The sequence below is a fragment of the Marinobacter sp. AC-23 genome, assembly GCF_001858325.1.
GTDB lineage: Bacteria > Pseudomonadota > Gammaproteobacteria > Pseudomonadales > Oleiphilaceae > Marinobacter.
Genome location: NZ_MBPP01000008.1, coordinates 1 through 26,669 on the forward strand (window position 1 = coordinate 1; position 26,669 = coordinate 26,669).

Annotated in this window: 18 protein-coding genes and 6 pseudogenes; 10 read left to right on the forward strand and 14 right to left on the reverse strand. The window is 54.3% G+C overall.

The features are described from left to right. Positions 1 to 153: 153 nt before the first annotated feature. Both BCA33_RS20695 and BCA33_RS04555 read right to left on the reverse strand, forming a co-directional pair. Positions 154 to 861, reverse strand: a complete 708-nt coding sequence (locus BCA33_RS20695; protein ID WP_071263769.1) for a THxN family PEP-CTERM protein — start codon at positions 859 to 861, stop codon at positions 154 to 156. Between the two features lie 157 nt (positions 862 to 1,018). Further along, on the reverse strand, positions 1,019 to 2,182 hold the full coding sequence (locus BCA33_RS04555; RefSeq protein ID WP_254774185.1) for a lytic murein transglycosylase: 1,164 nt from the start codon (positions 2,180 to 2,182) through the stop codon (positions 1,019 to 1,021). 338 nt (positions 2,183 to 2,520) lie between these two features. Between BCA33_RS04555 and BCA33_RS04560 the strand changes: the two genes are divergently transcribed. Beyond that, the gene (locus BCA33_RS04560; protein WP_071263773.1) at positions 2,521 to 3,402 is read left to right on the forward strand and encodes a response regulator; all 882 of its coding nucleotides are present in this window, start codon (positions 2,521 to 2,523) and stop codon (positions 3,400 to 3,402) included. A 29-nt stretch (positions 3,403 to 3,431) separates the two neighbouring features. Here the strand turns inward: BCA33_RS04560 and phoR are convergent. The 5 genes and pseudogenes from phoR to BCA33_RS04585 all read right to left on the reverse strand — a co-directional run bounded on the left by phoR (position 3,432) and on the right by BCA33_RS04585 (position 7,692). Further along, positions 3,432 to 4,738 (reverse strand): annotated as a pseudogene (gene phoR, locus BCA33_RS04565) (phosphate regulon sensor histidine kinase PhoR). Between the two features lie 42 nt (positions 4,739 to 4,780). Continuing rightward, a complete protein-coding gene (phoB, locus tag BCA33_RS04570; RefSeq protein WP_071263775.1) occupies positions 4,781 to 5,473 on the reverse strand; it encodes a phosphate regulon transcriptional regulator PhoB in 693 nt (230 codons plus the stop codon). Between the two features lie 80 nt (positions 5,474 to 5,553). Continuing rightward, entirely contained in the window at positions 5,554 to 6,441 is an 888-nt protein-coding gene (ubiA, locus tag BCA33_RS04575; protein ID WP_071263777.1) for a 4-hydroxybenzoate octaprenyltransferase, read from the reverse strand. A gap of 125 nt (positions 6,442 to 6,566) precedes the next feature. Continuing rightward, positions 6,567 to 7,154 (reverse strand): chorismate lyase, encoded by a 588-nt coding sequence (locus BCA33_RS04580; protein WP_071263779.1) that lies wholly within the window; start codon positions 7,152 to 7,154, stop codon positions 6,567 to 6,569. Next, positions 7,135 to 7,692 carry a hypoxanthine-guanine phosphoribosyltransferase gene (locus BCA33_RS04585; protein ID WP_071263781.1) on the reverse strand — a complete coding sequence of 186 codons (558 nt, stop codon included), beginning with the start codon at positions 7,690 to 7,692 and terminating at the stop codon, positions 7,135 to 7,137. Before BCA33_RS04585 ends, BCA33_RS04580 begins: the two co-directional genes overlap by 20 nt. Positions 7,693 to 7,961: 269 nt before the next feature. Between BCA33_RS04585 and rd the strand changes: the two genes are divergently transcribed. From rd to BCA33_RS04600, 3 genes and pseudogenes are all read left to right on the forward strand, one after another. After that, the gene (gene rd / locus BCA33_RS04590; RefSeq protein WP_071263783.1) at positions 7,962 to 8,129 is read left to right on the forward strand and encodes a rubredoxin; all 168 of its coding nucleotides are present in this window, start codon (positions 7,962 to 7,964) and stop codon (positions 8,127 to 8,129) included. Positions 8,130 to 8,148: 19 nt separating this feature from the next. Continuing rightward, a pseudogene (locus BCA33_RS04595) lies at positions 8,149 to 9,302 on the forward strand (NAD(P)/FAD-dependent oxidoreductase). Positions 9,303 to 9,394: 92 nt separating this feature from the next. Beyond that, positions 9,395 to 10,248: pseudogene (locus BCA33_RS04600) on the forward strand (acyl-CoA thioesterase). A 10-nt stretch (positions 10,249 to 10,258) separates the two neighbouring features. Here BCA33_RS04600 and BCA33_RS04605 read toward each other — a convergent pair. The 3 genes from BCA33_RS04605 to BCA33_RS04615 all read right to left on the reverse strand — a co-directional run bounded on the left by BCA33_RS04605 (position 10,259) and on the right by BCA33_RS04615 (position 14,516). Next, positions 10,259 to 12,820, reverse strand: coding sequence for an EAL domain-containing protein (locus BCA33_RS04605; protein ID WP_071263785.1), 2,562 nt, complete (start codon positions 12,818 to 12,820; stop codon positions 10,259 to 10,261). Between the two features lie 66 nt (positions 12,821 to 12,886). Next, positions 12,887 to 13,339 carry a flavodoxin gene (locus tag BCA33_RS04610; RefSeq protein WP_071263787.1) on the reverse strand — a complete coding sequence of 151 codons (453 nt, stop codon included), beginning with the start codon at positions 13,337 to 13,339 and terminating at the stop codon, positions 12,887 to 12,889. Positions 13,340 to 13,415: 76 nt separating this feature from the next. Further along, entirely contained in the window at positions 13,416 to 14,516 is a 1,101-nt protein-coding gene (locus tag BCA33_RS04615; protein ID WP_071263789.1) for a GGDEF domain-containing protein, read from the reverse strand. 222 nt (positions 14,517 to 14,738) lie between these two features. On the opposite strand from BCA33_RS04615, the pseudogene BCA33_RS04620 reads away from it, so the two are divergent. Further along, positions 14,739 to 16,297 (forward strand): annotated as a pseudogene (locus tag BCA33_RS04620) (inorganic phosphate transporter). Positions 16,298 to 16,394: 97 nt separating this feature from the next. After that, a complete protein-coding gene (locus BCA33_RS04625) occupies positions 16,395 to 16,661 on the forward strand; it encodes a hypothetical protein (RefSeq protein ID WP_071263791.1) in 267 nt (88 codons plus the stop codon). A gap of 175 nt (positions 16,662 to 16,836) precedes the next feature. Here the strand turns inward: BCA33_RS04625 and panP are convergent. The 4 genes and pseudogenes from panP to BCA33_RS04645 all read right to left on the reverse strand — a co-directional run bounded on the left by panP (position 16,837) and on the right by BCA33_RS04645 (position 21,514). Continuing rightward, positions 16,837 to 18,511 (reverse strand): annotated as a pseudogene (gene panP, locus BCA33_RS04630) (pyridoxal-dependent aspartate 1-decarboxylase PanP). Between the two features lie 173 nt (positions 18,512 to 18,684). Further along, positions 18,685 to 19,032 carry a DUF503 domain-containing protein gene (locus BCA33_RS04635; RefSeq protein ID WP_071263792.1) on the reverse strand — a complete coding sequence of 116 codons (348 nt, stop codon included), beginning with the start codon at positions 19,030 to 19,032 and terminating at the stop codon, positions 18,685 to 18,687. Between the two features lie 146 nt (positions 19,033 to 19,178). Then, positions 19,179 to 20,879: an isovaleryl-CoA dehydrogenase gene (locus BCA33_RS04640; RefSeq protein WP_071263793.1), complete on the reverse strand. Its 1,701-nt coding sequence runs from the start codon at positions 20,877 to 20,879 to the stop codon at positions 19,179 to 19,181. Between the two features lie 2 nt (positions 20,880 to 20,881). Next, positions 20,882 to 21,514, reverse strand: coding sequence for a TetR/AcrR family transcriptional regulator (locus tag BCA33_RS04645; protein ID WP_071263794.1), 633 nt, complete (start codon positions 21,512 to 21,514; stop codon positions 20,882 to 20,884). Positions 21,515 to 21,781: 267 nt separating this feature from the next. Here BCA33_RS04645 and BCA33_RS04650 point away from each other — a divergent pair, with 267 nt between their 5' ends. The 4 genes and pseudogenes from BCA33_RS04650 (at position 21,782) to ppk1 (ending at position 26,529) form a co-directional block, all read left to right on the forward strand. Then, positions 21,782 to 22,003, forward strand: coding sequence for a hypothetical protein (locus tag BCA33_RS04650; RefSeq protein ID WP_071263796.1), 222 nt, complete (start codon positions 21,782 to 21,784; stop codon positions 22,001 to 22,003). A gap of 159 nt (positions 22,004 to 22,162) precedes the next feature. Further along, positions 22,163 to 23,194 carry a lipase secretion chaperone gene (locus BCA33_RS04655; protein ID WP_071263798.1) on the forward strand — a complete coding sequence of 344 codons (1,032 nt, stop codon included), beginning with the start codon at positions 22,163 to 22,165 and terminating at the stop codon, positions 23,192 to 23,194. A 126-nt stretch (positions 23,195 to 23,320) separates the two neighbouring features. Continuing rightward, a pseudogene (gene hemB, locus BCA33_RS04660) lies at positions 23,321 to 24,335 on the forward strand (porphobilinogen synthase). A 52-nt stretch (positions 24,336 to 24,387) separates the two neighbouring features. Further along, positions 24,388 to 26,529, forward strand: coding sequence for a polyphosphate kinase 1 (ppk1, locus tag BCA33_RS04665; protein ID WP_071263800.1), 2,142 nt, complete (start codon positions 24,388 to 24,390; stop codon positions 26,527 to 26,529). The last annotated feature ends 140 nt before the right edge of the window (positions 26,530 to 26,669 follow it).

Below are 26,669 nucleotides of genomic sequence, written 5' to 3' on the forward strand. Positions count from 1 at the left end.
CGGATTGGGAGTTCAGATCACGGGAAGAAGGATATGTTGAAAAAATGAGTGTTAAAAAAAAACTGACACCCCGGGCTTGATGAAAGCGCGGGGTGTCGGTTTTGTACTATGTGCACAACAGGACTATGGAGTTCCTGTTAATACGTCAGCCAATTAAGCGGCTTTGCGGCGACGTGCCATAGCGAGACCGGCTAGGCCGAGGCCGAGCAGGGCAATAGTGCCGGGCTCAGGGACGGGCACTGCTGAAGCGTTGAGCTTAGCCCGCAGGTTATAATCACGTGTTGTGCTTTCCGCAGTGCTACCATCGGTGGTCAGGCCTAGCAATTCAAGGGTGTACTCGAAGCCGCCGAGGACAAAGCTAGAGCTTGTAACCGACGCGCCAGTTTGCGCGACGATGTCATCAATTGCCCCGTTTTTCTTGTCCCAGCAAAATACCCAAAAAACACATTCCCAATTTGTGCCCGTGTCGGGTGTCTCACTATGTGAAAATTCGAACATACCCTCTTGTGTGCCGGTATCGCCAAACCCTGAGAAGCCCAGTGTGATGGCAAGATCAGTGGATTTAAGCGTTGAGCCTGTGACTTGATTGTTCGTATGAGTAAGAGTGCCTAAATTAAACTCAGAAGTGTCAGTCACTTGAATTGGCAGTGGTGATGAGCCATTGAATTCATAGCTGCTTTGTGAGCTAGTGCCGCCCCAGCTAATAAGGCTTGAGCCTTCACCTGTAACAGTGTTTCCGTTTTCGTCTTTGGTGTTGTTGAATATTCCGTCGATGGATGTCACATCAACCGGAAACGCCGCAACACTCATAGCTGCAGTTAGCAACAATGCACCAAAGGATCCTTTCGCCAACATCTTCATGGCACTACTCCTAGCTTCTGTGATGAAATGACATAATTCATTTTATGTCGTCAGTTGCTACCAGTAAGCTATTTTCGTGCCAACTTAAAATATCCTTTTATTACAGTCAGTTAAGACTGTTTTGCTTTTTTGTTGTAAAGAAAACTGACAGATCGTATTAGTTGCTTACCCCAAGCCGATCAAGCAATTCCTGCCCTGGAAAACCATCGGCGATCAGCCCCTCTTCATGCTGATACTTACGAATAGCAGAGCGGGTTGCGGGTCCGGTAATGCCGTCCGGCTTGCCGGCATCGTATCCACGTTCATTGAGCGCGGCCTGAAGTTCAAGAACCGTGTCTCTGGACAACGCCGGGGTATCTTCTGGTGGCGGGTTCTGGAGCAGCCCGGCGCCAGCAATGCGGTCAGCCAAGTGGCCTACAGCTATGGCGTAGAACTCAGAACGGTTCCAGCCCATAATCACTTTGAAGTTATGGTAAGCCAGAAAGGCAGGCCCACGATGGCCGGCTGGGACAACCAGTGCCGCGGTGATATCTTCTTGGTCAAGGGGCTCGCCAAACGCGTCGGTAATACCCAGTTCGCGCCATTTGCTCAGCTCAAGGCGCCGGCCATCGGCCAGTGAGTAGTCAAAGTTTTCAGGTAGCAACACTTCACGGCCCCAGCGGTAATCCCCGTCCCAGTTCATGGACTGAAGGAAGCGGCCTGCGGACATTAGGGCGTCTGGCAGGCTGTTCCAGAGGTCGCGGCGGCCGTCGCCATCTGCATCAACCGCGTGTTTCAGAAACACGGTGGGCATGAACTGCACGTGGCCCATGGCACCGGCCCAGGATCCTTCCATTTGCTCTACGGGAATTGCGCCTTCATCAATAATCCGCAATGCAGCGATCAGCTGTGCGGTAAAGAAGGTGCTACGGCGCGCATCGCAGGCCAGGGTTGTAAGCGAATCCGGCACGGACATTTTCCCGAAATAACTGCCGAAATTGGTTTCCAACCCCCAGAACGCCAAGAGATAGGGCGCGGGCACACCGGTCGCTTCGGTAACCCGTGCCAGCAGCTCGCTGTGCTCCTCAATCAACTCGCGGCCCTTGTTTACCCTGTCATCGTTAACACGTCGATTCAGGTAGTCTGCAAAGGTGGTGGTGAACTCGGGTTGCCTGCGGTCCAGCTCGATTACCCGGTCTATATGCTTGACCCCAGTCATAACCTCCTGGGCCGTTTTTGCACTAACCCCGGCTGCAATGGCTTTTTCCTGAAGTTGCAGTTTGCATTCTTCAAAGCCATTGGACGCCTCCAGGACGGCCTCACTGTCTGCCACTTTAGCCATTGCAGGCAGGGCGGAGGTAGCCAGAAGGGCGGATACAGATAGACGGCACGCCATACGCCGGTTGGGCAGAATCCTTGCAAGCTTGGTCAGCACGGGAAACCTCGGTAATAGAAGAAGGTGTGGACGGTAAAAGGCCATGGTAGCGTGTTTTTCGGTTGGTGAAACACTTTACGGAGCCATTGGGGGTGACAGTTCTTTAACCTGTTGGTTCGGCTTCCCTGTGTAATGCAGCTGCTGTATGTTTTCCGGTTTGAAGTTTGTGGTTTTTTGTAGCTTGCGGGTTTCCCCTGCGGGCCTTTGTTCTATAGTTGGGGCACACGCTCATAAGAGTTTTGAACATGGCAACGCTGAAAGCGCTGGTGGTTGATGATGCCAGTTTTGTAAGGGATTTGGTTAAGCGCACGATACGCCAGCGTTTTCCCGTGATAGAGACTACTGATGCACAGAACGGTCGCAGGGCGCAGTCACTTATGTCCCGGGCGAGTTTTGATCTGATTCTGTGTGATTGGGAAATGCCGGAAATGTCTGGCCTTGAACTGCTGCAATGGATGCGCCAGCAACCTCAGTACGAGAAAGTGCCTTTTATCATGATTACCAGTCGGGGCGACAAGAGCCATGTGATCGAGGCCGTGAATGAAGGCGTGTCCGAGTATCTGGGCAAGCCCTTTAGCCCGGAAGGACTGAGTAAAAAAATCATCAAGGTGATGGGTAATACGCTGACCATGGCTATGGGCCAGAGTGGCAAATCCATGGCCGGGCAGGCGGATGCGTTCAAAGAGTCGGCAGCGTTGCTGACGCAAAAGCGGGAACCAGCATCCCAGGTGGTAGATCAGCCTGCCCCAGCGCCTGTTGCGTTTGCCCCTTCGTCTTCAGAAGGTTCCAAACCGGCGATGGGCAAGAGCAGTATGAGCCTTGCTTCAATCCGCTTTGCGGACAGCACCCTGAAGTCTGTGGTTAAAGACATCAACCTGACCGAAGTGAGAGTGATTGCCAGGCAGGATCAGGAGTTTCCGGGCATTTTAGATCAGGCGGTGGTTGATATAGAAACAGGCGAGGGACAGATGGCGCGGCTGAACGGATACGTACATCAGTTGCAGGCTGTGGATAAACGCAAGGATACCGACTTTGTGAGTGTCACCATTCGGTTTGTAGATGAGGATCCTAAAAAAATGGAGGATCTGTCCCGGTTCGTCGCGCGCTTTCGGGCTGGCAAGCGTTAGGCTCTACCTGCACCCAACTTTTGGATAGCCTATTCTGCAAGCTCCGTAACCAGCCGTTCCGCAGGAAAGTGACAGATAAACTCGCTGCCTTCACCAAGTTGGCTGCGTATCTCCAGATTGCCATCGTGATTTATTAATACATGCTTAACGATGGCCAAGCCCAGGCCGGTGCCACCTGTATCTTTATGTCGGCTGGGGTCTGCACGGTAGAAACGCTCTGTCAGCCGGGGAATATGAACCTGATCAATACCAGCGCCTGTATCTTTAACCGAAAGATGGCCGCCATCACTGTTGGTGAACCAGCAGACGAGGATTTTGCCTTGGGCCGGGGTGTATTTAACCGCGTTAAAAATCAGATTGGAAAAGGCACTGCGCAACTGATTTTCATCACCGTTTAGTCTTTGGTGGCTGCTGGCCTCAAAGGTAATGTCATGCTGGTTCTTGCCGCTGAGCGCCTGGGCGTCCTGGCAGACTTGCCGAACCAAACTGTTAACGTCCGTTGGTGCATCACTTATCGCCTGTTCACCGGTCTCAATTCGGGATAGAAGGATAAGATCGGTAATCAGCGTTTCCATTCGAAAAGACTGTGTTGCCATCGTATTGATGGCTCGTCGCCATTTGGGTGGCAGATCATCGGCGTTGTCCACGAGAGTTTCCAGGTAGCCACTGATTACGGTCAGCGGGGTTCTCATTTCATGGGAGACGTTGCTTACAAAATCCCGGCGCATCTGCTCCAGTTGGTGCAGGCGCGAGATATCTTTGGCGACTATCAGGCGATCGTCTTCCCCAAACAGGCTTATCTGAACCTGTAGATGAATGTGGGGTTTGGCAGGTGAGTGTAGTTCCAGGGGCTCGCGGTAGTTTTTGGCATCAAAGTAGGATTTGAAGGCCGGTGTACGGATGAGGTTATAAATATACTGGCCCTGATCCGTACTGCGGCGAAACCCCAGCAGGTGCTCTGCTGAGCCGTTCCACCACTCCAAGGCGCCGCTTGCGTCGGTCATGATAACGCCGTCACACATCGCGTTAGTGGACTCTTGAATGCGGTCGATTCTTGCGTGCAGCCGGTCCCGGGTTTGCAGGTAGTTTAGGTTTAATCTATGCAGCTTTTCGAAGAGAACACCCCAGATGCCCAGGCTCTGTGGTGCCTCATCAGCAGTATTTGGGTCTGTAAGCCATTGAACCAGACGGCGGGTTTGATAGAGCGTCCACAGCAGGTAGCTCCCAGCCCGGCTGCCAGCCCGTATACCGGGTACCCCAGGTACAGGCCAGCAACTGTGGTGCCTGCAAGACCGGCGAGCGTGTAACGCAGATGTCGCGACCAGGTTTGCTGCATGGAAGGCTGCCTTGTATTGCCCTAGTGGTAGTTGTCGGCCTGCTAGGCTGGCTGGGTAGAGAACCTGTAGCCAGCGCCTCTTACCGTTTGAATCAGGTAATCGTGGTGATCCCCCAATGCTTTACGCAGCCGCCGGATGTGCACATCAACGGTTCTTTCCTCAACGTAAACGTTGCCACCCCATACTTGGTCCAGCAGTTGGGAGCGTGAATACACCCTTTCCTGATGCGTCATGAAAAACTGCAGCAGGCGATATTCCGTAGGCCCTATGTTCAGGGAGCAGCCATTTGCCGTAACGCGGTGACTTGATGGGTCCAGTGCCAGGCCATCCACGTTAACGGGGCTGTCGATGCCTGGAGGCGTTGCCCGACGGAGTACAGCCTTCAAGCGGGCGACAAGCTCTCTGGGGCTGAAAGGTTTGGTGATGTAATCGTCAGCACCAACTTCCAGACCGCGAATTTTATTGTCTTCTTCCACTTTTGCCGTAAGCATGATGATGGGTATGTCTGCGGTCGTTTCTTCTTTTTTCAAGCGCCTCGCCAGCTCTATGCCGCTGGTACCAGGCAGCATCCAATCCAGCAAAATGATATCCGGTTGCCTGTCGATAATCAGGGCGTGCGCTTCACGCGCGTCGGCGGCTTCCATGCACTCGTAATCGGCCATTTCCAGTGCGACGGCGATCATTTCGCGGATAGCGGGTTCGTCGTCGACAATCAGGACGGTTTTTCCAGACATAATCTATAACCTGTTTCAGACCTCGATATGTTGCTGACTCATTACAACGCCCCAGTGTTACAACTATATGACAGGCTTGATCAGGAAAGAATCAGGTCGATAACCAGGCCGGTAAAAACCGCAAAGCCCGCCCAGTTGTTGTTCAGAAAGGCTTTGAAGCAGGCATCACGCTCGCGGTCTTTGGCCAGGTACTGCTGGTAGATAAACAGGCAGGCCATGGCAACCAGCCCCAGGTAATAGAAGGTTCCCAGCTCACAGCGGTGGCCTACAATGATGAGGGTAAGTACCACCATGGCTTGTAATACACCAATGATGGCACGGTCTGCATCGCCGAAAAGGATCGCCGTGGATTTGATACCCACTTTAAGGTCATCGTCTCGATCAACCATGGCATAAAGTGTGTCGTAAGCCACCGTCCAGAGCACGTTGGCGGTGAATAGTAGCCAAGTAATCTGGCTGAGCTCGCCGGCTTCAGCGGCCCAGGCCATAGGGATGGCCCAAGAGAAGGCGGCGCCGAGGAACAGTTGGGGCAGGTGGGTGTAGCGCTTAGTGAAGGGGTAGATAAACGCCAACACTGCGCCGCCAAAGGATAGATAGAGTGTGAGGGTGTTGGTAAACAATACCACCATCAGAAACGAGACAATGCAAAGCCCGGCAAACAGGGCGACGGCTTCCCAGGCCTTTACCCGGCCGCTGGTCAACGGGCGATCTTTGGTGCGTTTTACGTGCTTATCCCAATCCCGGTCGGCAAAGTCGTTGATGGCGCAACCGGCGGCGCGCATAAAGAACACACCCAGAGTGAAAACGATGATGTTGCCAATGCCGGGGTTGCCGTCACCGGCAAGCCAGAGCGCCCAGTAGGTAGGCCAGAGCAAGAGCAAGGTGCCAATAGGGCGGTTGATGCGCAGTAGCTGTGCGTAATCGGCCAATCGGCTCCGTATGTGTTCTGGCACGGCATCGGGCAGCATAGGTCTATCCGTTTTGGGGTGGTTGGAAAACAATGTCTGAAAAAGGAACGTATAAAAAACGAAAGTGCAGAGTATAGCCAGTGCGTGAGCGGAGATGAAAGCAGGAGTGTTTTCCTGGGGGCTCGTTAGCGTTGGCGGTAAAGCACCGGAAGCAGGTATTCGCCCACCAGCAGGGCATTTTCTTTGTTGCTGAACAGCGAGCGACGTGCAATCTCCGGCATGCCGGAGATTGGCGTGGCACGGTTTTGTTGACTGCAAAGCCCTGTTTCAAGTGGGCCCCGCTGCCATCCCCGGCTGCTGAACAGATAGGCGCCAAGGGGTTTGCTGCCAAGGTGGAGAAGGCGCCTGCCTTTGCCCGATAGGCAGGCAAGTGGAATCACGGTGCGTGCGAGTACCCAAGGCTCTCCATCCCCACACAGGCGAACTTCGCGGATCCATGCCTGCTGGCGAGGGGGTATTCTTAGGCGCCGGGCCTCTTCACGGGTGGGGGCTGCAAAGCCTTCGCGCTGCACTTCCACGTGAAACGAACTCACGCATTCGTTTTGCAACGCTCTGGTAAAGGAGCCTTCAACCTGCAGCCAGTAGCGTGCCGGGCCGTGAACATCCGGATTACGCAGCCCGGCCGCAGCCAGGGAGTGGTACCAGTCGGTTGGCGGGATGCTCAGGTTAGAGTTATATGCCTGAGTATAGATATCAGAGACCTTTAACGGCATAAATCCCGGGCGCATTGCGCCAGTAACCTTTGTAATCCATGCCGTAACCAAACAGGAAGCGATCTTCCACGTTCAGCCCGGTGAAATCTGCTTTGAGATCCGGGTGAGCCTTGCGGTCATGCTGTTTATCAACCAGTACTGCTGTCAGAACCTGTTTGGCGCCATGGGCTCGGCAATAATCGGCGATGGCGCACAGGGTGGTGCCCTCATCAAGAATGTCGTCAACAATAAGCACAATGCGGTCTTTCATGTCGGTTTTGGGCTGGAGTTGCCACTCCAAAATGCCCCCGGTTGTTTCTTGCCGGTAACGCGTCGCATGAAGGTATTCTGCTTGTACCGGGAACTTGAGCCGGGGCAGAAGCTGGCCGGTAAAGATCAGTCCGCCGTTCATGACGCAAAACAGTAAAGGGTTGCTGTCTTTAAGGCGGCCGGTTATGTCGTCGGCCAGGTTTTGGATGGCAGTCTGTACCTGTTGCTCGTCAATCAGGCAATCAGCCTCGGCCATAACCTGATTCATTTCGGCGACGGTATCGGTCATAACGGTCGGTCCTGTCGTAAAACCCGCGATTATACCGGAGAGCGCCAGCGGAGGGGAGGGGGTGTAATGCCTACAATTGGCAGAAAAAGCCGGGTAGGTACGTCCTTGCTGGCATTGGTCAATCCCAATGTGCCGGGTATCATGGCGCTGAAACGCTTACAAACGAATTGCTTGATAGGCCTTCAGGCTTATTGGCGTAAAAACTACTTGTTGATGTGTTGTTCGACAATTAACGTTGCGGCCACAAATACGTGGTGGAGAGATTGTTTATGAAGAAGTGGCAGTGTGTGGTTTGCGGCCTGGTATACGATGAAGCGGAAGGCTGGCCGGAGGACGGTATTGAGCCAGGTACCGCATGGGAAGATGTGCCCGAGGATTGGGTTTGCCCTGACTGTGGTGTTGGCAAGGAAGATTTTGAAATGATTGAGATCGGCTGAACCCGAGCGGAGCGCGGTTATGACAGAGCAGACCCCCATGGTTATTGTTGGTACTGGTTTAGCGGGCTATTCCCTTGCCCGGGAAATTCGAAAGCAGGATAAAGAGATCCGCATTGTCATGGTGACGGCTGATGATGGTGTCAGCTACTCCAAACCCATGCTGTCTACCGGTTTTACGAAAGGTAAGGATGCTGAAGGCTTGGCCCAAGCGGCTACGGAAGCCATGGCAGAGCAGTTGAACCTGGAACTGCTCACCTATACCACCGTGACGGGCATAGATACGGATGGTCGCCGGTTACTGCTTGGCGACGACAGCTTATCCTACTCTAAGTTGGTGCTTGCCTGGGGTGCGGATGTCATTCGCTTAACCATACCGGGCGATGGCCAAGAGCGGGTATTCCCGATCAACGATCTGGGAGACTACCGAGCGTTCCGTAAGGCGCTGAAGCCGGGAAGCCGAGTGGCCATAATGGGCGCTGGCTGATTGGCTGTGAGTTTGCTAATGATCTGCGCAATGGTGGCTACGAGGTGGAAGTTATTGCCCCCTCTGATGCTGTTATGCCCAGCTTGTTGCCGCCAGTTGCCGCTAATGCAGTGCAGCAAGAACTGGAATCGCTGGGCGTACGCTTTCATCTGGAAACGGTGGTTGAGCGGGTTGAACCGGCAGAACCAGGCGTAACCCTGTTCCTGGCCAATGGTGAAAAGCTGCAGGCGGATATTGTGATTTCTGCTGTGGGCCTGCGGCCCCGCATCCAATTGGCCCGCGCCGCGGGAATCGATACAGGCCGTGGCATCACGGTAAACAGAGTGCTCGAAACCTCAGCTCAGGATGTTTATGCCCTGGGCGATTGCGCAGAGGTAGACGGGCATGTGCTGCTCTATGTTCTGCCTTTAATGGCGTGTGCCCGAGCTCTGGCAAAAACCCTGACTGGCGAACCCACTGAAGTGACCTATGGCACCATGCCTGTGATGATCAAAACCCCCTGCTGTCCGGCAGCGGTTTGCCCGCCACCTTCGGATATTGAGGGTAGTTGGGAAACAGAACAGGATGGCACCCATGTAAAAACCCTGTTCAAAAATGCGAAAGGCGATGTTTTGGGCTTTGCGGTTACTGGCCGGTTTGCATTGGAAAAGCAGGCGCTTTCCAAAGTGGTACCACCCATTCATTCTTGAAAACACTGCCTCCTGACGGCGCTTTTCGTTGCGAAAACTCCCCGCTTGGGGTAGAAACTCCTTCGTGAGCTAACGAATCAACAGGAGCAGGCATGCTTGACGTAACAAAAAAATTGGTGGATCTGCTGTATCTGACCCCCACAGGCGACGATCATTATCGGGGCGACAGTCAGGACCTGGGCTTTCCCCACGTGTTTGGAGGGCAAGTCCTTGGGCAGGCGCTGATGGCTGCCAGCCATACGGTTGAAGGTCGCCTCTGCCATTCCATGCATGCCTATTTTCTGCGCCCGGGCAATCAGCATATGCCTATAGATTACGAGGTTCAGCGGGTGCGCGATGGCCGGAGCTTTGCGGTTCGCCGCGTGATTGCTCACCAGGATGGCAAGGAAATCCTGACTGGATCCATGTCGTTTCATGTCCCTGAAGAGGCTTTGAACACCAGCTAGAGATGCCAGATTCGCCAGACCCTGAAACCCTGCGCTCCGAGCAAGAGTGGGGCAAGATGATGGCCTCCCAAGCGCCAGAAGCGTTGCGGGAAATCATGACCCGTGACCGTCCTATCGAAATTCGACCGGTGAACCCCGTGAACCCGTTTCAGCCGGACAAGCGCCCGCCCCATAAACAAAGCTGGATTCGTGCCCTGGGACCTTTGCCAGATGATCCGGTTTTGCACCGCTGCCTGCTTACCTACGCATCGGACTTTTCGTTTTTGGGGACATCCCTTAACCCCCACGGCGTATCCTTCATGAACAAGGGGCTGCAGATCGCAAGCCTTGATCATGCTATTTGGTTTCACCGGGATTTCCGCATGGAGGATTGGCTGCTGTATGACAAAGACAGCCCGAGCGCTTCTTCCGGGCGTGGCTTCAATCGAGGCAATTTTTTCAATCAGAAAGGTATTCTGGTGGCATCTACAACTCAGGAAGCCTTGATTCGCCAGCGTTGATAGCTGCCGATCATTGCCCGGGTGCGTGCTGTTTGGTGACAGTTTCGCCCTTTTGAGTGAGCCAGACCAGCATGTGTTCAAGTGGCAGAGGCCGGCTTAGCAGATAGCCCTGAATCATGTCGCAACCCATTCCTTCCAGCAGGCTTGCAGTAGCCTCGTCTTCTACACCCTCGGCCACAACCAGGTAGCCGAGGCTGTGACACATGTTGATCGTGGTCTGGACAATAACCCTGTCTTCTTCCCTAGTGGCCAGATCCGTTATCAGCGAACGGTCAATCTTGATTTCGCTGGCGGGCAGCTGCTTGATGTAGGAAAGCGACGAGTAACCGGATCCGAAGTCATCAATGGAAACCGGGATGCCTGCCTTTGCCAGGGAGTTAAGCGCTTTCAGAGCGTTGGCTGGATCCTGCATCATTGATGTTTCTGTAACCTCAAAGATAATTGCGCCTTCATGCCGGGGATGAGCGTTCATCAGCCGCTTTACGAAAAGTGGAAAATCCGGCTCCCGGAGATTGTTGGGTGATATGTTTACCGAGAGGTCGAGGAGGTAGTTGTTCTCAAGCAGACAGTTTCGGAGCTGCAGAGATTGTTCCAGCACCCAGCGTGTGAGTGGTTTGATCAGCCCGGTTTGCTCGGCCAGCATGATGATTTCATCTGCAGGAACTGTCTGCTCTCTTTCTGGCCAGCGAATGAGAGCTTCCATGCCAGAAATTCTTCCCGTTCTGAAATCCAGCTTTGGTTGCAAATGAAGGGCTAGCCCATCATTCGCAAGTGCCTGCTGTAACTCCGAAGCCATCGTAAGTCGGCCAGCACTGTAGGAATCTATGGATGGCTTGTAGTATGCGATCCCCCGTTCATGGGCGCGATCTGAGCCCTCTGCTATTGCGGCTTTGCGGATCAAAGACGTGGCGTCAGTGCCATGAACCGGTGAGACAGCGACGCCAAGCTGCGGGTTTAGCGGAATTTGCATGCCAAGGTAATCAATCGGGCAACGGATGGCTTCCAGTGTGCGCACTACAGACCTGCGTGCCTGTTCTGATGTGGTGGCATTCACCACGCAAGCGAAGGTTTCCGAGTCGAGAGAGGCTACGAAAAAGCTGCGTCCGTTATGCTGGCCCAAAGAAATAATACCCGGCATCTCGCGAACGGTTGCGTTCAGGCTTTTTGACGCCAGCTCCAGAATACGGTCGCTGTTTTGGTGTCCCAGCGTTTTAGTCACGGATTGTAAGTTATTCAGGTGAATCACCACGATGCCGTGCCGTGTGGCCGGTGCCTGGCGAATCAAGTCATTTATCTGCATTTCAAAGCTGGTGCGATTGGGCAGCCCGGTAAGAGGGTTGTGCAAAGCGTTTTCGATCAGTTTGAGTTCGGCTGAGCGCCGGGCAGCCATGGCTTTGAGCTCCGCTTCGCGGGCTTCCAGTTTTCCCTGTCGCTCTTGATATAGCCTCGCTGCCAGAGCCAGGGCAAGCAGGGTTGCCTGCAGCACAGACCCGATCTCCATGCCGTAGGTCGTTATAAAGTTGTTGGGCAGTAGTCCGTATTTATTAGCGGCTGTAATGGCGCTGCCCAGAGATAGTGCACACCAGGCAATGGTGTAATAGCCGGCCTGAGGGTTGCCCCGCACCCACTGCAGTGGGCCAATCACGGTAAGTAGCAGTGTACTTGGAATAACCATGGCAACAGACAGCCGTATGGCGACACTGTAATCGAGCAGGACGGCGAATATGGCCATGGCAGCGTTCATGGCGACAAAGCCAAGCACAATGCGGTTCAGCGTTGGCTCGGCTTGCTTGAGCCGGAGAAAAGAGCGCGAAAATAATAGACTAAACACGACTGCGAAGGGGATGGCCAGCAGTGTGGCCCAGCTATGCAAGGCCGGGCTTCTTGGCCAGATCAGCTGAAACGCAGTGCCATTCAGATTGAAAATCAATAACAGGTAGCCTAGCGTTGAAAGTACGTACAGGAGATAAACATGCTCGCGGAGAGCGATGTAAACAAACAAGTTAAAAAAGATAACGCTGATTAGTATGCCGTAATAGATGGCATGGAGTTGCTCTTCGACTGAGGCGTGTTCAAAAAAAACCTGGGCGTTCCAGAGCGCCATAGGAGCCTGCAAGGTGCCTGTGGTATGAACTTCAAGAAGAATTTGCTGATGAGCGCTGGTGTTTGGACTGAACGGGAACAGAAAGTGGCGGTTAAGAATGGGTCGCTGCGCAAATGGATAGCGATCCCCGGTAGTGATTTCGCTGGTAAGCTCACCGTTTTCAATAAGATAGAACGCGATATAGTCTAGATGGCTGTATGCTATTTCAAGCAAATCAAGTTGGCTATTGTCAGGAACGTCAAAGCGGAACCAGGCAGTATCCCGGGTGTAGCCAAAATTCGGGCTGCTGTCGAGAGGTTGCCAGTCACCAGAGGCTGCTGCCTCCATAGGTGACAGCTTTACGTCAGGCGGCACACGCAGAAACTCGATATTTGGGAAACGAAAAGTCTCAGCGCCTTGGCAGGTAAATGCCAAGGGCAAAAGCAGTATTAACACTGCCAAAATGCGAGACCATTGAAACCTTGTCACGATTCACCGCTTATCGTTGTTGTTCGAATCAGCATGAGCTGCAGCCAATTGCGACGCAAGTCGCTCTTATCTTAATACAGCGGATACCCATTCACGCACCCAGGGTAAAGCCTCACTTTCCGGCTCTTGGGTTTCCAGTGCATCAATGCACAGGGTTTCGCCAACCTTACGCGCAGCGGTTTCATAAAGCGCTTCTTCTATTAGCTCGCCGGCACCGCAAAAGGTATCGCCATAGGAGCTATCCCCCAGAACAATAAGGCCAAAGGGGCGTCCTGGCTGTTGTGGAAGCTGTTCACGTAAGGCTACATAAAAAGGCAGGAGGTTGCCCGGAACTTCTCCCTGGCCTGTGGTGGATGTACACACCAGCAAGGCGGAGTTGTCGCACGTTATATCGTCTAGCACCGGGTTTTCCAAAACGTGTACTGAATAGCCATCTGCATCTAAAGCCTGTTTGATGGCTTTGGCAGTCATCAGCGCGCCTCCGTAGACGCTGCCTACTAGAATTCGAATGTCTGTCATGTTGATCCTTATTCAATGCAAAGCAGGTCGCCGAGTTTCTTTTCGCGCAGAATAGTAACGGCCAGGTTCAGTTGCCTCAAGCGCTTGGCGCACTTTGAGTATCTGTGTTGCTGCGTACACGGGGAGCAATTCGGTTGCGACCGGCTGCCTTGGCGCTGTACAGCTGCATGTCCGCTTGCTTGAGCATAGTGTCAATGGAATCGGCTTGAGCTATGGAGCAGACGCCCGCACTCATGGTGATGGGCAGGCTCTGTGCATGAAAACTGAAATGGTTCCGTGCCACCTCGCTGCGTAGGCGCTCAGCCAGTGTGAGGGCTGGAATCAGCGACGTGTCGGGCAGAAGCAAGAGAAACTCCTCACCGCCCCAGCGTGCTGCAACATCGGTTTGACGGATGACGGATTGTACCAGTTTGGCGAATTGCTTCAGAGCCTCGTCGCCTGCGCTGTGGCCATATTGATCGTTGATGTTTTTAAACAGATCCAAATCGATTAAGACGATGGAAAAATGGTGTCCAGAGCGCTGGTATCGTGAAAACTCTTCTGACAACCGGTTGAGGATATCCCGCCGGTTGGATAGGCCGGTGAGCTCATCGGTTTTTGATGCGTGTTCATGGGTGTGAGCCAGATCCAGAAGTTCGTTGCGGGCCTTCAACCTGCTTGCCTCGAGGACAAAACAGAAAATCGATTCAAAGGTCAGCGTGACGAAAAATCGGATCTTGAAATCGTTGCTGTATTCCGCAAGCACAAATGGCAGGTTGGGGAACTGAAATACAATCACAGCCACAAGATAAACCAGTAGCAGGATCATGGTGCCGGTTTTCAGGTTGGTCAGAAAAAACAGCAGGGGCGGGAATACGTAAAACCATAGCGGGCCAGTGTTGCTTTCGCCACCAGAGGCTATCAGGTAAGAAAAAAGTGCGCTGACAACAATCAAGAGCACGGTTTTTTGTACGCCACGATTGCCCGTTCTGGCAAACCAGATCATGTTTGCCAGAACGGGGAAAATAAAGGCCCAGAGAGTAAGAGCGTGGTCGCTGTGGCCCGAATACCAAGCCTTTGAGCCAATACCAAAAAGACACAGCACTGCCGCCAGCGACAGCCACGTGAGCACTCGTGAAACCTGGGCGTCTTCACGCTCGTGTGTTGCTTGATAGCCTGAGGGTAAATCTCTGGTCATGGCGGCCCTGTCTGGGTAGGCGGCACTGTTGTATGGCAGTACAGTGCTCTGACATTTTGCTTATTGTGAGTCATTCAGTGGTATGTATGCATCAACTGCAGGTGTATTGTGTGACCGAATCGCACTGCCGCACATTTGTTTCAATTTACGAGCAAAAAATTTATAGTTGCGCGCAATGTGGCGGTTCGTTCTCCATTCAGTCCAAATGAGACCTTTTCTGTTATGGCCCGTTCAAGCGGATTTCTGGATACCCTTCTCACCAGCAACTCTACAGAACGATACCGAATCGGGTTCAGCCTGTTATTTCTGCTGGGAGTCTGGTTGGTTGTAGGTGCATTTAGTGAAGGCCTGCCTAATAGCACGCTGCTAATGGCGGCTGCTGTTATCGGTGGCTATATGGCCATCAATATAGGTGCGAATGACGTTGCTAACAACGTTGGACCTGCCGTTGCTCCGGAGCCCTGTCTTTGGGCGCCGCGGTTGTTCTCGCGGGGGTGTTTGAATCGGCTGGGGCGCTGATTGCGGGTGGCGATGTGGTGTCGACCATCAAGGGTGGCATTATTGATCCTACAAACCTGGAGGACAGTCGTGCCTTCGTCTGGCTAATGACTGCAGCACTGTTGGCGGGCGCGCTCTGGCTCAATCTGGCGACCTGGATGGGCGCTCCGGTATCCACCACTCACTCTATAGTGGGGGGTGTGCTCGGGGCAGGCATTGCAGCGGGTGGCTGGGGTATTGCCGATTGGGAGGTTATGGGCAAAATTGCCGCAAGCTGGGTTATCTCTCCGGTGCTTGGCGGTGCCTTGGCGGCTTTGCTCCTGTTCACCATCAACAAAACCGTGCTGTACCGTAAAAACGTCATACCAGCGGCTCGCATCTTCGTTCCGTGGCTGGTTGCCATTATGGCTTGGGCGTTCGGCACATACTTGATGATCAAGGGTGTCAAAAAGATTATCAAGGTCGATTTCCTTGAGGCCTCCCTGGTGGGTTTGGTTGCTGCTGCGATTGCATTTTTTGTCGTGCGTGCGTTAGCTGCGCGCCGGGCAGCCACCATGGAAAACAGCGCCGGCGGAGTGAATACCCTGTTCACCTGGCCGTTGATATTTTCAGCTGCCCTGTTGAGCTTTGCCCATGGCGCAAACGACGTGGCCAACGCCATTGGCCCGCTAGCAGCGATCAATGATGCGCTATCCAATGGAGCGGTAGTGACCGCCTCAAGCATTCCCTTGTGGGTCATGATGATTGGCGCCCTGGGCTTGACGGTTGGCCTTATGTTGTTTGGCCCGCGTCTGATTAAAACCGTGGGCAGCGAAATCACTGAGCTGGATAAAACCCGTGCGTTTTGTGTTGCTCTTTCTGCGGCGCTGACGGTTATTCTGGCCTCGCAGCTGGGTTTGCCTGTGAGCTCCACTCACATCGCCATTGGTGGCGTGTTTGGTGTTGGCTTTCTGCGTGAGTACCTGAAGTCCAATTACGCGACACAGCTGCACAAGATTATGGAAGAGCGCGATGCTGATGATCAGGAGCTCCTCAAACCTTTTCTGGACGATTTTCGCAATGCTTCCGTAGAGGAAATGGAAAAGCTTCTAAAGCGGGCCAAGAAAAAGAAACACGTGCCCCTGACCAAATCAGACCGCAAGCGCCTCAAGAAGATCTACAAAGAAGAAATGGTGAAACGGTCGCACCTTGTGCGCATAGGCGCAGCCTGGATTATCACCGTGCCTGCCTCAGCCATTATGGCGGCCATCCTGTTTTTCACCCTGCGCGGGCTCTTCGTTTAACGCGCTGGCTGGTTGTAATGCGCCGGTTTGGTCATACTGTGTGTCTGTCGAGGGAGCAGTATGCTCCCCGAGAATTTGTTTGTCCGGAGGGTGAGGTATGAGTACACCGGTTGAAAGCCGTCAGGCTAGGGTGATTGATGAGCTGCGAGTGTTCATCAAGAAGGTATTAAGCGATCCGACCATCGCGGTAAAATCCATCGATATTGCCCGCAAGTATCGATCAGAGCCGAATTCTGACGAATTAATCGCCCGCGAGATCAGCGCCAACACCACTATTCGTATTCCGGAAAAGTGGAGCGAAGCGGACCACATGTTCCTGGAAATTATTGACGAAGTGCTGGACGACGAAGAGGCGCTTTACTGAGCTAACTGTCTCCGAAGTTCAGGCGCTGGAGGCCAGCACAGAGCGAGGGAGGGGGCAGGCTTCCAAAACCGTGCGGAGCCATGGATGGCGGAGCCGAGCGTACAGGGAGGTATTTACAGCGTGTTTTGGAAGCCTGCCCCCTCCCTTGCGATTCCGGAAGGGTAACTCCAGTGTGTCAAGCTTGCTTCTGGCCCTGTTCATGTTGCTTGAGCACCGTATTCGCCATCTGATGCAATATCCTGATTTCGTCCTGAATACCTTCCTCTCCTGAAAGCTCTATCTGCTCCTCCAGAATGTCCGCCAGAATCTTTGGCGTGGTCAGAGGGTTCGCCAGAACCACCCGGAAAACAATGCACGGAAAGCTGTAGTAGCGTGCAGGTTCCAGCCGTGTTCTTGAGACAAAGGCCTTGCCGCGCTCCCGCTGGGTCTTCTGGATAAACTTGATGATACTGTTCAGGCAGGCGTTGAGTTTTTCTGCCTGAAGCGGATCCGCCAAAGCCAAGGCTTGCTGCACGTTATTTGGGCAGTAGCGGTAGGTGAGAATGTTGAGCTCGGGCCGTGTGATCAGTTCAAAGTCCGGTTGTGCTTCAATCATCTCGGCGAAGGTTGCCGCTTTCTCGATGCCTTGATCAATCAGTATCTCGTAGCCTTCTCGTGCCAGGATTTTCAGGCCGGAATGGATCAACATGGCCATGCCGGGGCGTGAGCCTTCCAGCGTGGTGGTGCCCAAATCCCGGGAGCCTTTTCGGATGATGTACTGGGCATGGTGCTCAATCGCATTGGCCAGGCTCGGGTCTTTGAACACCACCAGCCCAACGCCCATGGGCACGTACAGTTGTTTGTGGGCATCGAAGGTTACGGAGTCTGCCTGCTCTATGCCGCGCAGCAGGTGGCGATAGGTTCTGGAGAACAGTGTCGGCCCGCCCCAAGCTGCATCCACGTGAAAGTGGGCACCGAATTCCCGGGCGATATCTGCCATGCTTCTAGCGGGTCTACGTTGCCGGTTTCAGTGGTGCCAGCTACGCCGCAGATTGCCATGATTTTGATTTTCTGTTTCTGTAGTTCCAGGCATTTATCGCGCAGGGCGTCGGTGTGGATTCGGTTATCGTCATCAGTGTCCACTGCCACAAGCGCGTCGCGGCCCAGGCCCAGTACATCCGCAGCTTTGCTCAGGGAGTAGTGACCACGGCGGGAAACCACGATCGCTGCACCTTCATAGCCGTAGTATTTGAGGGCGCGAAACAAGCCTTCCTGGTGCAAGCCGCGAAAGCTGCCTTCCGCCGGGAAGGCGCGGTTCCGGGCCACCCAGAGCGCAGTCAGATTGGCAACGGTGCCACCGGAACACATGGCGCCCAAGGCATAGCGCGGTCGTGCATCCATTTCCGGTAAAAGGCGCCGTCTTCCTCGTACACCAACCGATGAATCATGCCAAGAACCTGTCGCTCCATGGGCGTAAACGCTTTGGAGGTTTCAGTTTTCACCAGGTTCTGGTTCAGGGCGATCATGATTTTCGACAGCGGCAGCATGAAGTAGGGCAACGCTGAGGTCATGTGGCCGATAAAGGCTGGTGAGGCGGTATGGACGGAGTTGGCAACCAGCTTGTCTAGCAAGAACTGGGTTTGCTCGGAAACGAACACGGGTTTTTCCGGGATGGCGTAGTCTGAGAAGTTCTTCTCGACGTCTGCAAGGTCCCGTTCAACCGCAACGATATGATCCTGCAGAAAACCTGCAAGATTGTTTGAAATGTTCTGATCAATCCGGCTAAGCGTGGATTCCGGTGCTTCGGGCACGGTGAACACGCGGTACATAGCTTCGATTGAAGCCTTGGCGGATTTTTTCTTTCCGGTCATAGATACCACGCACTATTAGTGGTCATCCGCTGGGCCGGTTCCGGATGCCCGACGGATACAGCCGGGGTCTGATTCCGGCATTGGTTACTTGAAACCTGTCGCTTGCAGGCACGCTGGCATCCCTGAGGAGGCGTAGTATACGGGCTGCTTTGATGTTGTGCCACAGAGCTTCCTCAGAGAATTTCCCGGTGAATGTCCAGTATGGCCGCATCGACCTTTTCCTGGATGGCTTTCTCTACTTGATCGAGGCGCTGGGTGATTTGCTGCGAGGAGGTGCCGAGGGCGGCGATTGTCCAGGTGGCGCAGTCGAGGGCTTCCAGGTCGGCGGTTTCTGCTACGGCCAGGTCGGGCTCTTTGCCCCATACGGCGCGCAGGGTTGTGAAGACTTTGCGTTTGGCTTTGAGGTCTTCGCAGCCGTAGAGCTGGAAGTGCAGGGTCAACACGCCTACGTGCGGTGTAATTGCGGTGTTGTGTTGAGGCGCATTGCCTTCTTTGAGTAGCTTTCTCAGAGTTTCAGACATATTACTCCGTGTAAGAGCAGGTGGGGCGCAGCCTCTGAAACACGCTGTGAATACGTCCCTGTACGCTTGGCTCCGCCATCCCTGGCTCCGCACAGTTTCAGAAGCTGCGCCCCACCTGCTCCCCAAATTTTCGGTAAAGGTTCCTCTTAGCCTACTACAGGCGTTGCGCGCTTGATAATAGCCGCGGCATCTGTGCCTGAGGGCAGGTTGCCGTAGTTCATGCCGCCGCTGAATTGCAGTCGCGAGGCGCAGAAAGCGTCGGCCACGGCTTTGTCGGCGTTACGTAACAGCAGAGAGGCCTGCATGACTAAGGCCATGCGGTCTACCAGGTTGCGGGCACGGTACTGGAAATCGCTGATGTCGGCGAAGTCGTTTTGTAACTGCGCCAGAAATTGATCAAATCTGCGATCAGTTCCTTTTGCTTCGGCGGCTTCGCGGAAGAAGGCATCGAGGGTTTCCGGTTCTTTTTGGATGGCGCGCAGGGTGTCCAGGCATTGGACGTTGCCACTGCCTTCCCAGATGGCGTTCACTGGAGATTCACGGAACAGGCGGGGCATGATGCAGTCTTCCATGACGCCACTGCCACCGATGCACTCCATGGATTCGTAGGCGTGATTGGGTGTGCGTTTGCAGATCCAGTATTTACCTACGGGCGTGGCAAGGCGTGCCAGCAGGCGTTCGTGTTCCTGGTCTTGGTTGTCCAGAGCGCGGGCGATTCGCATGGTGTAGGCGAGAGCGGCTTCGTTTTCCAGGGCCAGGTCGGCAAGCACGTTTTGCATCAGAGGCTGGTCGATGAGTCGGCTGCCAAAGGCGCTGCGGTGGCGGCAGTGGTGCGTGGCCTGGGCCACGGCCTGGCGCATGCCGGCGGAGCTGCCAATCATGCAGTCGAAGCGGGTCATGGCAACCATTTCTATAATGGTGGGCACGCCACGCCCTTCTTCGCCAATCATCCAGGCCAGTGCGCCGCGCAGTTCTACTTCGCTGGAGGCGTTGGCGACGTTGCCCATTTTATTTTTCAGGCGCTGGATCTGCCACGGGTTTTTGGTGCCATCCGGGCGCCAGCGTGGCATCAGGAAGCAGGACAGCCCGCCCGGGGCTTGGGCCAGGACCAGAAAGGCGTCGCACATGGGTGCGGAAACAAACCACTTGTGGCCTACCAGTTCATACGCCTGGCCGGGGCCTTTGCTTCCGACGGGGTGGGCCAGCGTGCTGTTGGCTCGCACGTCGCTGCCACCTTGTTTTTCGGTCATCGCCATGCCAATGGTTACCGAGCTTTTCTCACTGTCTGGAACGTTGCGGGCATCGTAGCTGTTGGCCAACACTCGGGATTCCCAGAGTGCAGCCAGCTCTGGCTGTTTGCGAATGGAGGGGGTAGCGGCGAAGGTCATGGTAACCGGGCAACAATGTGCGGCTTCCACTTGGGAGTGCATGTAGTACTTTGCTGCGCGGGTTACGTGCGCGCCTTTGCCGGGGTTTGTCCAAGGACTGCTGTGGAGGCCATTTTCGAAGGCGATGCGCATCAGTTCGTGATAAGCAGGGTGAAAGTCTACTTCGTCGATGCGATGGCCAAAGCGGTCGTGGGTATTGAACGTGGGCTTGTTGTTATTGGCTCGAAAGCCTAGATCGATGGTTGCCGCGTTGCCGGCAAAAGCGCCAAAAGCTTCAAGGTCGCTTTCTGAGTTTCCGGCACCCTCGCGTTTTACGGCTTCCTGAAGCGCCGTATCCTGTCCATACAGGTTGTAGTTTTCCAGCGCTGGCGGTTGATTGACGACATCGTGTGTGGTGGCAAGGTAACGATCATCGTGTGTCTTTGTGGGCATTTTGGCATTGGATTTCGGTGCGTTCATAGCTACCTCCTGATGCCGGTCAACCCCTGTATGCAAAAGCGTATGATGGTGTCGACCAGCGGAACGTTGTTATAAGTTTCGTCTGATGCCGCCTGCCCCGTCTGGGTTGGTGACAGTGGCCCGACCAAACTTTCTGCTATAGCGCCAACCAGGCAGGTGCTGCTTTGGCGGGCGTTCTGATCCGGAATGCATCCCTCTTCAATGCCTTCACGAATCGCCTGTTCAAACAGATCGGCGTAGGCTTTTCGGTACGCCAGCCGCTCTTCTTCAACCTTCGGATCTACCGGTTCGGCAATGAGTGACCAGGCCATAACGGGGCCTTTCAGTGCGCGTTCGGCAAACTGCCGCAAGGCATTTTCTAGCCGCTCGTTAGTGTTGCCTGGGGCGGCCAGAGCTTCTGTTACCTTGTCTATTTCACGCTGTGTGGCCAGGCGAAATATTTCAGCAAACAGGTCTTCTTTCGATTCGAAATGGCGGTAAATTGTTCCCGTAGCGACACCGGCGAGCTGTGCAATGCGGGTAATCTTTGCATTGCGAAAGCCTCCTTGCGCAACACATTGGTAAGTGCACTCAGCGATCCGTTGGCGCGCTGCTGCTTTGCGCAGCCGCATCTTCTCGGTTTCACGATAAGGCATTCCCGCTCCTTGCAATTAGTGAATAATGGTTCATTCTTTCGGTCAGCGCAAACACTTATTTTTACCTGTATTTTATTGTTAAAATTCATTCGGTTATAGTGCGTTACAAATATTTACAAAAATGTATTGGTGGTAAATAGCGCTGCCATGGAAAGCAGATTATAAAGACGCCAAGACCGCGCTGCAGTAGTTGCTGGTCGAGACGGAGTGCGACAGTTCCCGCAGGGGGTCGCGCTTATAACACTGTTTTCGTTGATGGAGAAAGCCATGAGTGAGCTCGACGAAAGCAATCTGGAACAATCCGGGAATTGGGGCAACGAGAGTGACGATACCCATTCGATCGCAGGCAGGGCACGGGTGCGAGCGCAGCTGCAGCAGGATATCGACGCATTTCTGAGCCAAGGTGGCAAAATCCAGGAAGTTGAGACTTCTTTGCGTGTCGGCCCCCACCGTAAAGTGGAAGTAGACTTTAACAACCGCGCACCTTGAGTAATGTCTTTACAGGCCGGGGTCTCGAGCCCTGGCCTGTTTTTGCGGTCTGTCTCGGTCAACAACTCGGTTTCCGTCTATTATTGCCCGTGTAAAGCGCCTCGATCCCTGCTTCCGGGATTGACGTCAAGCCACCGTTCGCCGGACCTGCCCCTTATCATGAAATCTGTTTCCAGACTCGCCTTTACCGTACCCGTAATCATAGCAGTTGTGATTGCACTCTGGCTGCTTGCCGATGGCGCTGAGAACCAGCCCGCTTCCGCCCGTCCCTACGGCAACGCCGCAGATATAAAAACGAATGACGCTGATTTTTCAACAGGACATCAGCAGCCCCCCTCAAAATTGGTTGGTGAGTCCGCTGAGCTTACTGTACCGGGCCAGCCGCCGGCGTCGCTGGCAGGCACAACAGAGCCTGGTGGCTGGGCAAAAACAGACCGTTTTGGCAACCTTGTCCCTACAGGAGATTTGCGGCAGTTGTTTGAATACTATCTGTCGGCTTTGGGCGAAGAAACTCTGTCTCAACTGGTGGCCAGAATCCGGCTTGCTCTTTCGGTGCTGGAAGAACCTGCAAGAGGGCAGGCGCTTGACACCCTTGGTCGTTACCTGGATTACAAGCTTGCGCTATCTGATTTGGAAGCTGCTTACGGTGAGGCCGGGGCTTCTGAACCAGCTGAGATAGAGCGCCGGATGTTGGAGATCCACGCGCTACGTAGAACCTGGATGGATGCGGCTACAGCGGAGGCCTTCTTTGCTGACGAAGAGACGATAGACCGGTTCCAACTTAAAAAGCGCAGCATTGGCAAAGACAGCAGTCTGACCGAGCAGCAGCGTGAGGAAGCCCTTGCCGAGGCCGAAATGGCTCTGCCAGAACCCGTCCGGAAGGCCCGGCAGGATACCCGTAAATTTTCCCGGTATGAGCAGGCGCGCGTAGCGATGGCCAATGACCCAGAGGCCTTAAGAGCCTGGAGGCGTCAAGAGTTCGGCGACGAGGCTGCCGAAAAGCTGGAAGGTCTGGATGCAGAGCAGAAGGACTGGAATCGGCGCTGGCAATCTTACGCCAAGGAGCGAGAGGCGCTTGAGGCTTCGGGCCTGGCAGAGCCTGAGCGCGAAGAAGGCCTGACCCGGCTGCGTGAGAAGTATTTCAGTGAAAGCGAGCGTGTCCGGGCTCAAGCGTTGGATTCCATTCAGTAACTGGGGCCTGCATCGGCTGGTGGCCTGCAACCATAGGCTTCGGAGGTGTATGATGGTGCAAACGGTGCCGTCAGGGTGCCGGGATTTTCGATCCAATTCTTTGCCGTGTCACTCAGGAGGTTTTCTGTGCCTTTATCAACACCCCGTACTTTCCCCGCTACCCGTTTGCGCCGCAATCGTGCCAGCGATTTTTCCCGCCGGATGGTACAGGAGAATCACCTGACGCCGAACAACCTGATTTACCCGGTTTTTGTACTTGAAGGTGAAGGCCAGCGTGAACAGGTGCCATCCATGCCTGGTGTGGATCGCCTGAGTATAGACCTGCTGGTTGAGCAGGCGGCAGAGCTGGTGGAACTGGGCATTCCCGCAATAGCTCTGTTCCCTGTGGTTGCGGCGGAGAAAAAGAATCTGTCGGGTTCTGGTGCCTGGGACTCTGACGGGCTGGCACAACGGGCTGTTCGGGCGCTGAAGAAGGCTTACCCAGAGCTGGGTGTGATCACCGATGTGGCGCTGGATCCGTTCACCACTCACGGCCAGGATGGCATCATTGATAATGATGGTTATGTGTTGAACGATGTCACCGTAGAAGCTCTGGTGAACCAGGCGCTGTCTCACGCTGACGCAGGTGCCGATATTGTTGCACCTTCCGACATGATGGACGGTCGCGTTGCTGCCATGCGTGAAGCGCTGGAGTCTGTAGGGCATGTGAATACACGTATTTTGGCATACTCGGCGAAGTACGCATCCGGTTATTACGGGCCTTTCGGGACGCAGTCGCTCCGCCGGAAACCTGGGCAAGAGCAACAAGGCGTCCTATCAGATGGATCCTGCCAATAGCAACGAAGCCATTCACGAAGTGATGATGGATTTGGCCGAGGGCGCAGACATGGTGATGATCAAGCCCGGCATGCCATACCTGGACATAGTGCACCGGGTAAAAACCGAATTGCAGGTGCCAACCTTTGTGTACCAGGTTAGTGGTGAGTACGCCATGCATATGGCAGCGGAGCAGAATGGCTGGCTTGATGGTGATACCGTTATGATGGAGAGCCTGATGTCCATGCGCCGTGCTGGCGCGGACGGGATTCTGACTTACTTTGCAGTGCGCGCGGCCCGCCTGATGCGGGATCAGCGGCACTGAAGCCGTTAGTGGACTATCTGCTGCCGGGAAATCAGACAGGAATATAAAAACCATGACAACGGAAATCGCCAGGAATCTTACAGCGGACGGGGGGCAGAGTGTACCTGCGCCAATGGATATTCCGCCGGTGGGTGAAGTGATCAATCTGGACGCCAATGAAAACTACTTCAACCGCGAACTGAGCCAGCTTCAGTTCAATTACCGGGTACTGAAGCAGGCGCTTGATACCACCCATCCGTTGATCAATCGGCTGATGTTCTGCTGTATTTTTAGCAGTAATATGGACGAGTTTTTTGAAATACGGGTGGCCGGCCTGCGCCAGCAGATCAAGTATGGCCGGGAGACCATTGGTTCTGACGGTATCATGCCGGAACAGGCGTTGAGTGAAATCAGCCGTATTGCCCATGAATATATCGATGAACAATACGACATCCTGAACCATGTCCTGATCCCGGAGATGGAGCGCGAGAATGTTCACTTTGTGCGGCGCGGAGAGTGGACTCCAGAGCAGGCGGCCTGGGTGCGCCGTTATTTCGAGGATGAGATTCTTCCTGTGATGAGCCCCATCGGGCTGGATCCGTCACACCCGTTTCCGCGTTTGGTGAATAAAAGTCTTAACTTTATTGTGGAACTGGACGGCAAGGATGCCTTTGGTCGTGAGACAGGTATGGCCATAGTGCCGGCTCCGCGCTCACTGCCAAGGCTGGTGCGCTTGCCCGATGATATCTGCAGCGGCGGGGAGAACCTGGTTTTCCTGTCGTCGATGATCCACGCCCACACCGATGAGCTGTTCCCAGGCATGGAGGTAAAGGGCTGCTATCAGTTCCGGCTTACTCGCAACGCTGACCTGGAGCTGGAAGACGATCTTGAAGATCTGGCATCGGCTCTGCGCGGAGAGCTGCTCAGTCGCCGGTTTGGCGACGGAGTGCGGTTGGAAGTTGCAGACAATTGCCCGCAGGAGCTGGTGCAGTTTCTGCTGACCGAGTTCGGTTTGGGGCAAAGGGATCTGTATCAGGTCAACGGCCCGGTTAACCTCACTCGACTGATGGCGGTTACCGGCCTGGTAGATCGTTCCGATCTGACGTATTCGGGTTTCTCGCCCACCATACCCCGGCAGATCCGTAGCAAGGACACCATCTTCGATGCCATTCGAAAAAGGCCGATTCTGCTGCACCATCCGTTTCAGAACTTCAGTCCGGTTGTGGATTTGATGCGCCAGGCAGCAAAGGACCCTCAGGTTCTGGCGATCCGGCAGACTCTGTATCGCACGGGTGCCAATTCGGAGATTGTTGAAGCCCTGGCAGATGCAGCCCGGCGCGGCAAAGAGGTCACTGCGGTTGTTGAGTTGCGGGCGCGCTTTAGTGAGGCGGAGAACCTGGAGCTGGCAAGCCGGCTACAAGAAGCCGGTGTTATCGTGGTGTACGGGGTTGTGGGGTATAAAACCCACGCCAAGATGATCCTTATTGTGCGTCGCGAGGAAGGCCGTCTGCGCCGCTATGTACACTTGGGTACCGGCAACTATCATGCGGTTAACGCACGCCTGTACACCGATTACAGTTATATGACCTGTGACGAGTCTATCGGCGACGACGTCAACAAGCTGTTCCAGCAACTGACAGGCATGGGCAAGGCCCTGAAGATCAAGAAGCTGTTCCATGCCCCGTTTACGCTGCACAAACGATTACTTAGCCTTATTGAGCGTGAAACTGAGTTGGGTGAGAAGGGGCGCATCATTATCAAGATTAATGCGCTCACGGAAATCCAGCTTATCAAAGCGTTGTACCGGGCTTCCCAGGCCGGGGTGCACGTTGATCTGATTGTGCGTGGTATATGCAGCCTTAGGCCAGGGGTTCCGGGCCTTTCGGAACACATCCATGTGCGTTCGATTGTGGGGCGCTTTCTGGAGCACACCCGGGCCTACTATTTTGGCAACGATGGTAACCCGGATGTTTACTGTTCAAGTGCGGATTGTATGGAGCGCAACCTGCTAAGCCGGGTTGAAACGGCATTTCCGATTGAAGATCCAGAACTGATAGCGCGGGTGCGCGAAGATCTGGATACTTACCTTTCGGACAACTGTCAGTCCTGGATGTTGCAGTCAGATGGCCGCTATATTCAGAATCAGCCGGCCGAAGGTACGGAGCGAGTGGCTTCGCAGTTGGTTCTGTTGGAGCGCCTGACCGGCAAATCCTGATATTTTCAGACGGAGAGAGTTTTTGAAAGCAAAATGGATAATTGTTAGTGCTGGTGTACTGGTTGTCGCCGGCGCAATGCCTTGGGCTGTGGGGTACGTAACAGAGCAGCAGTGGCAACAGGTTACTCGTGAACTAACCA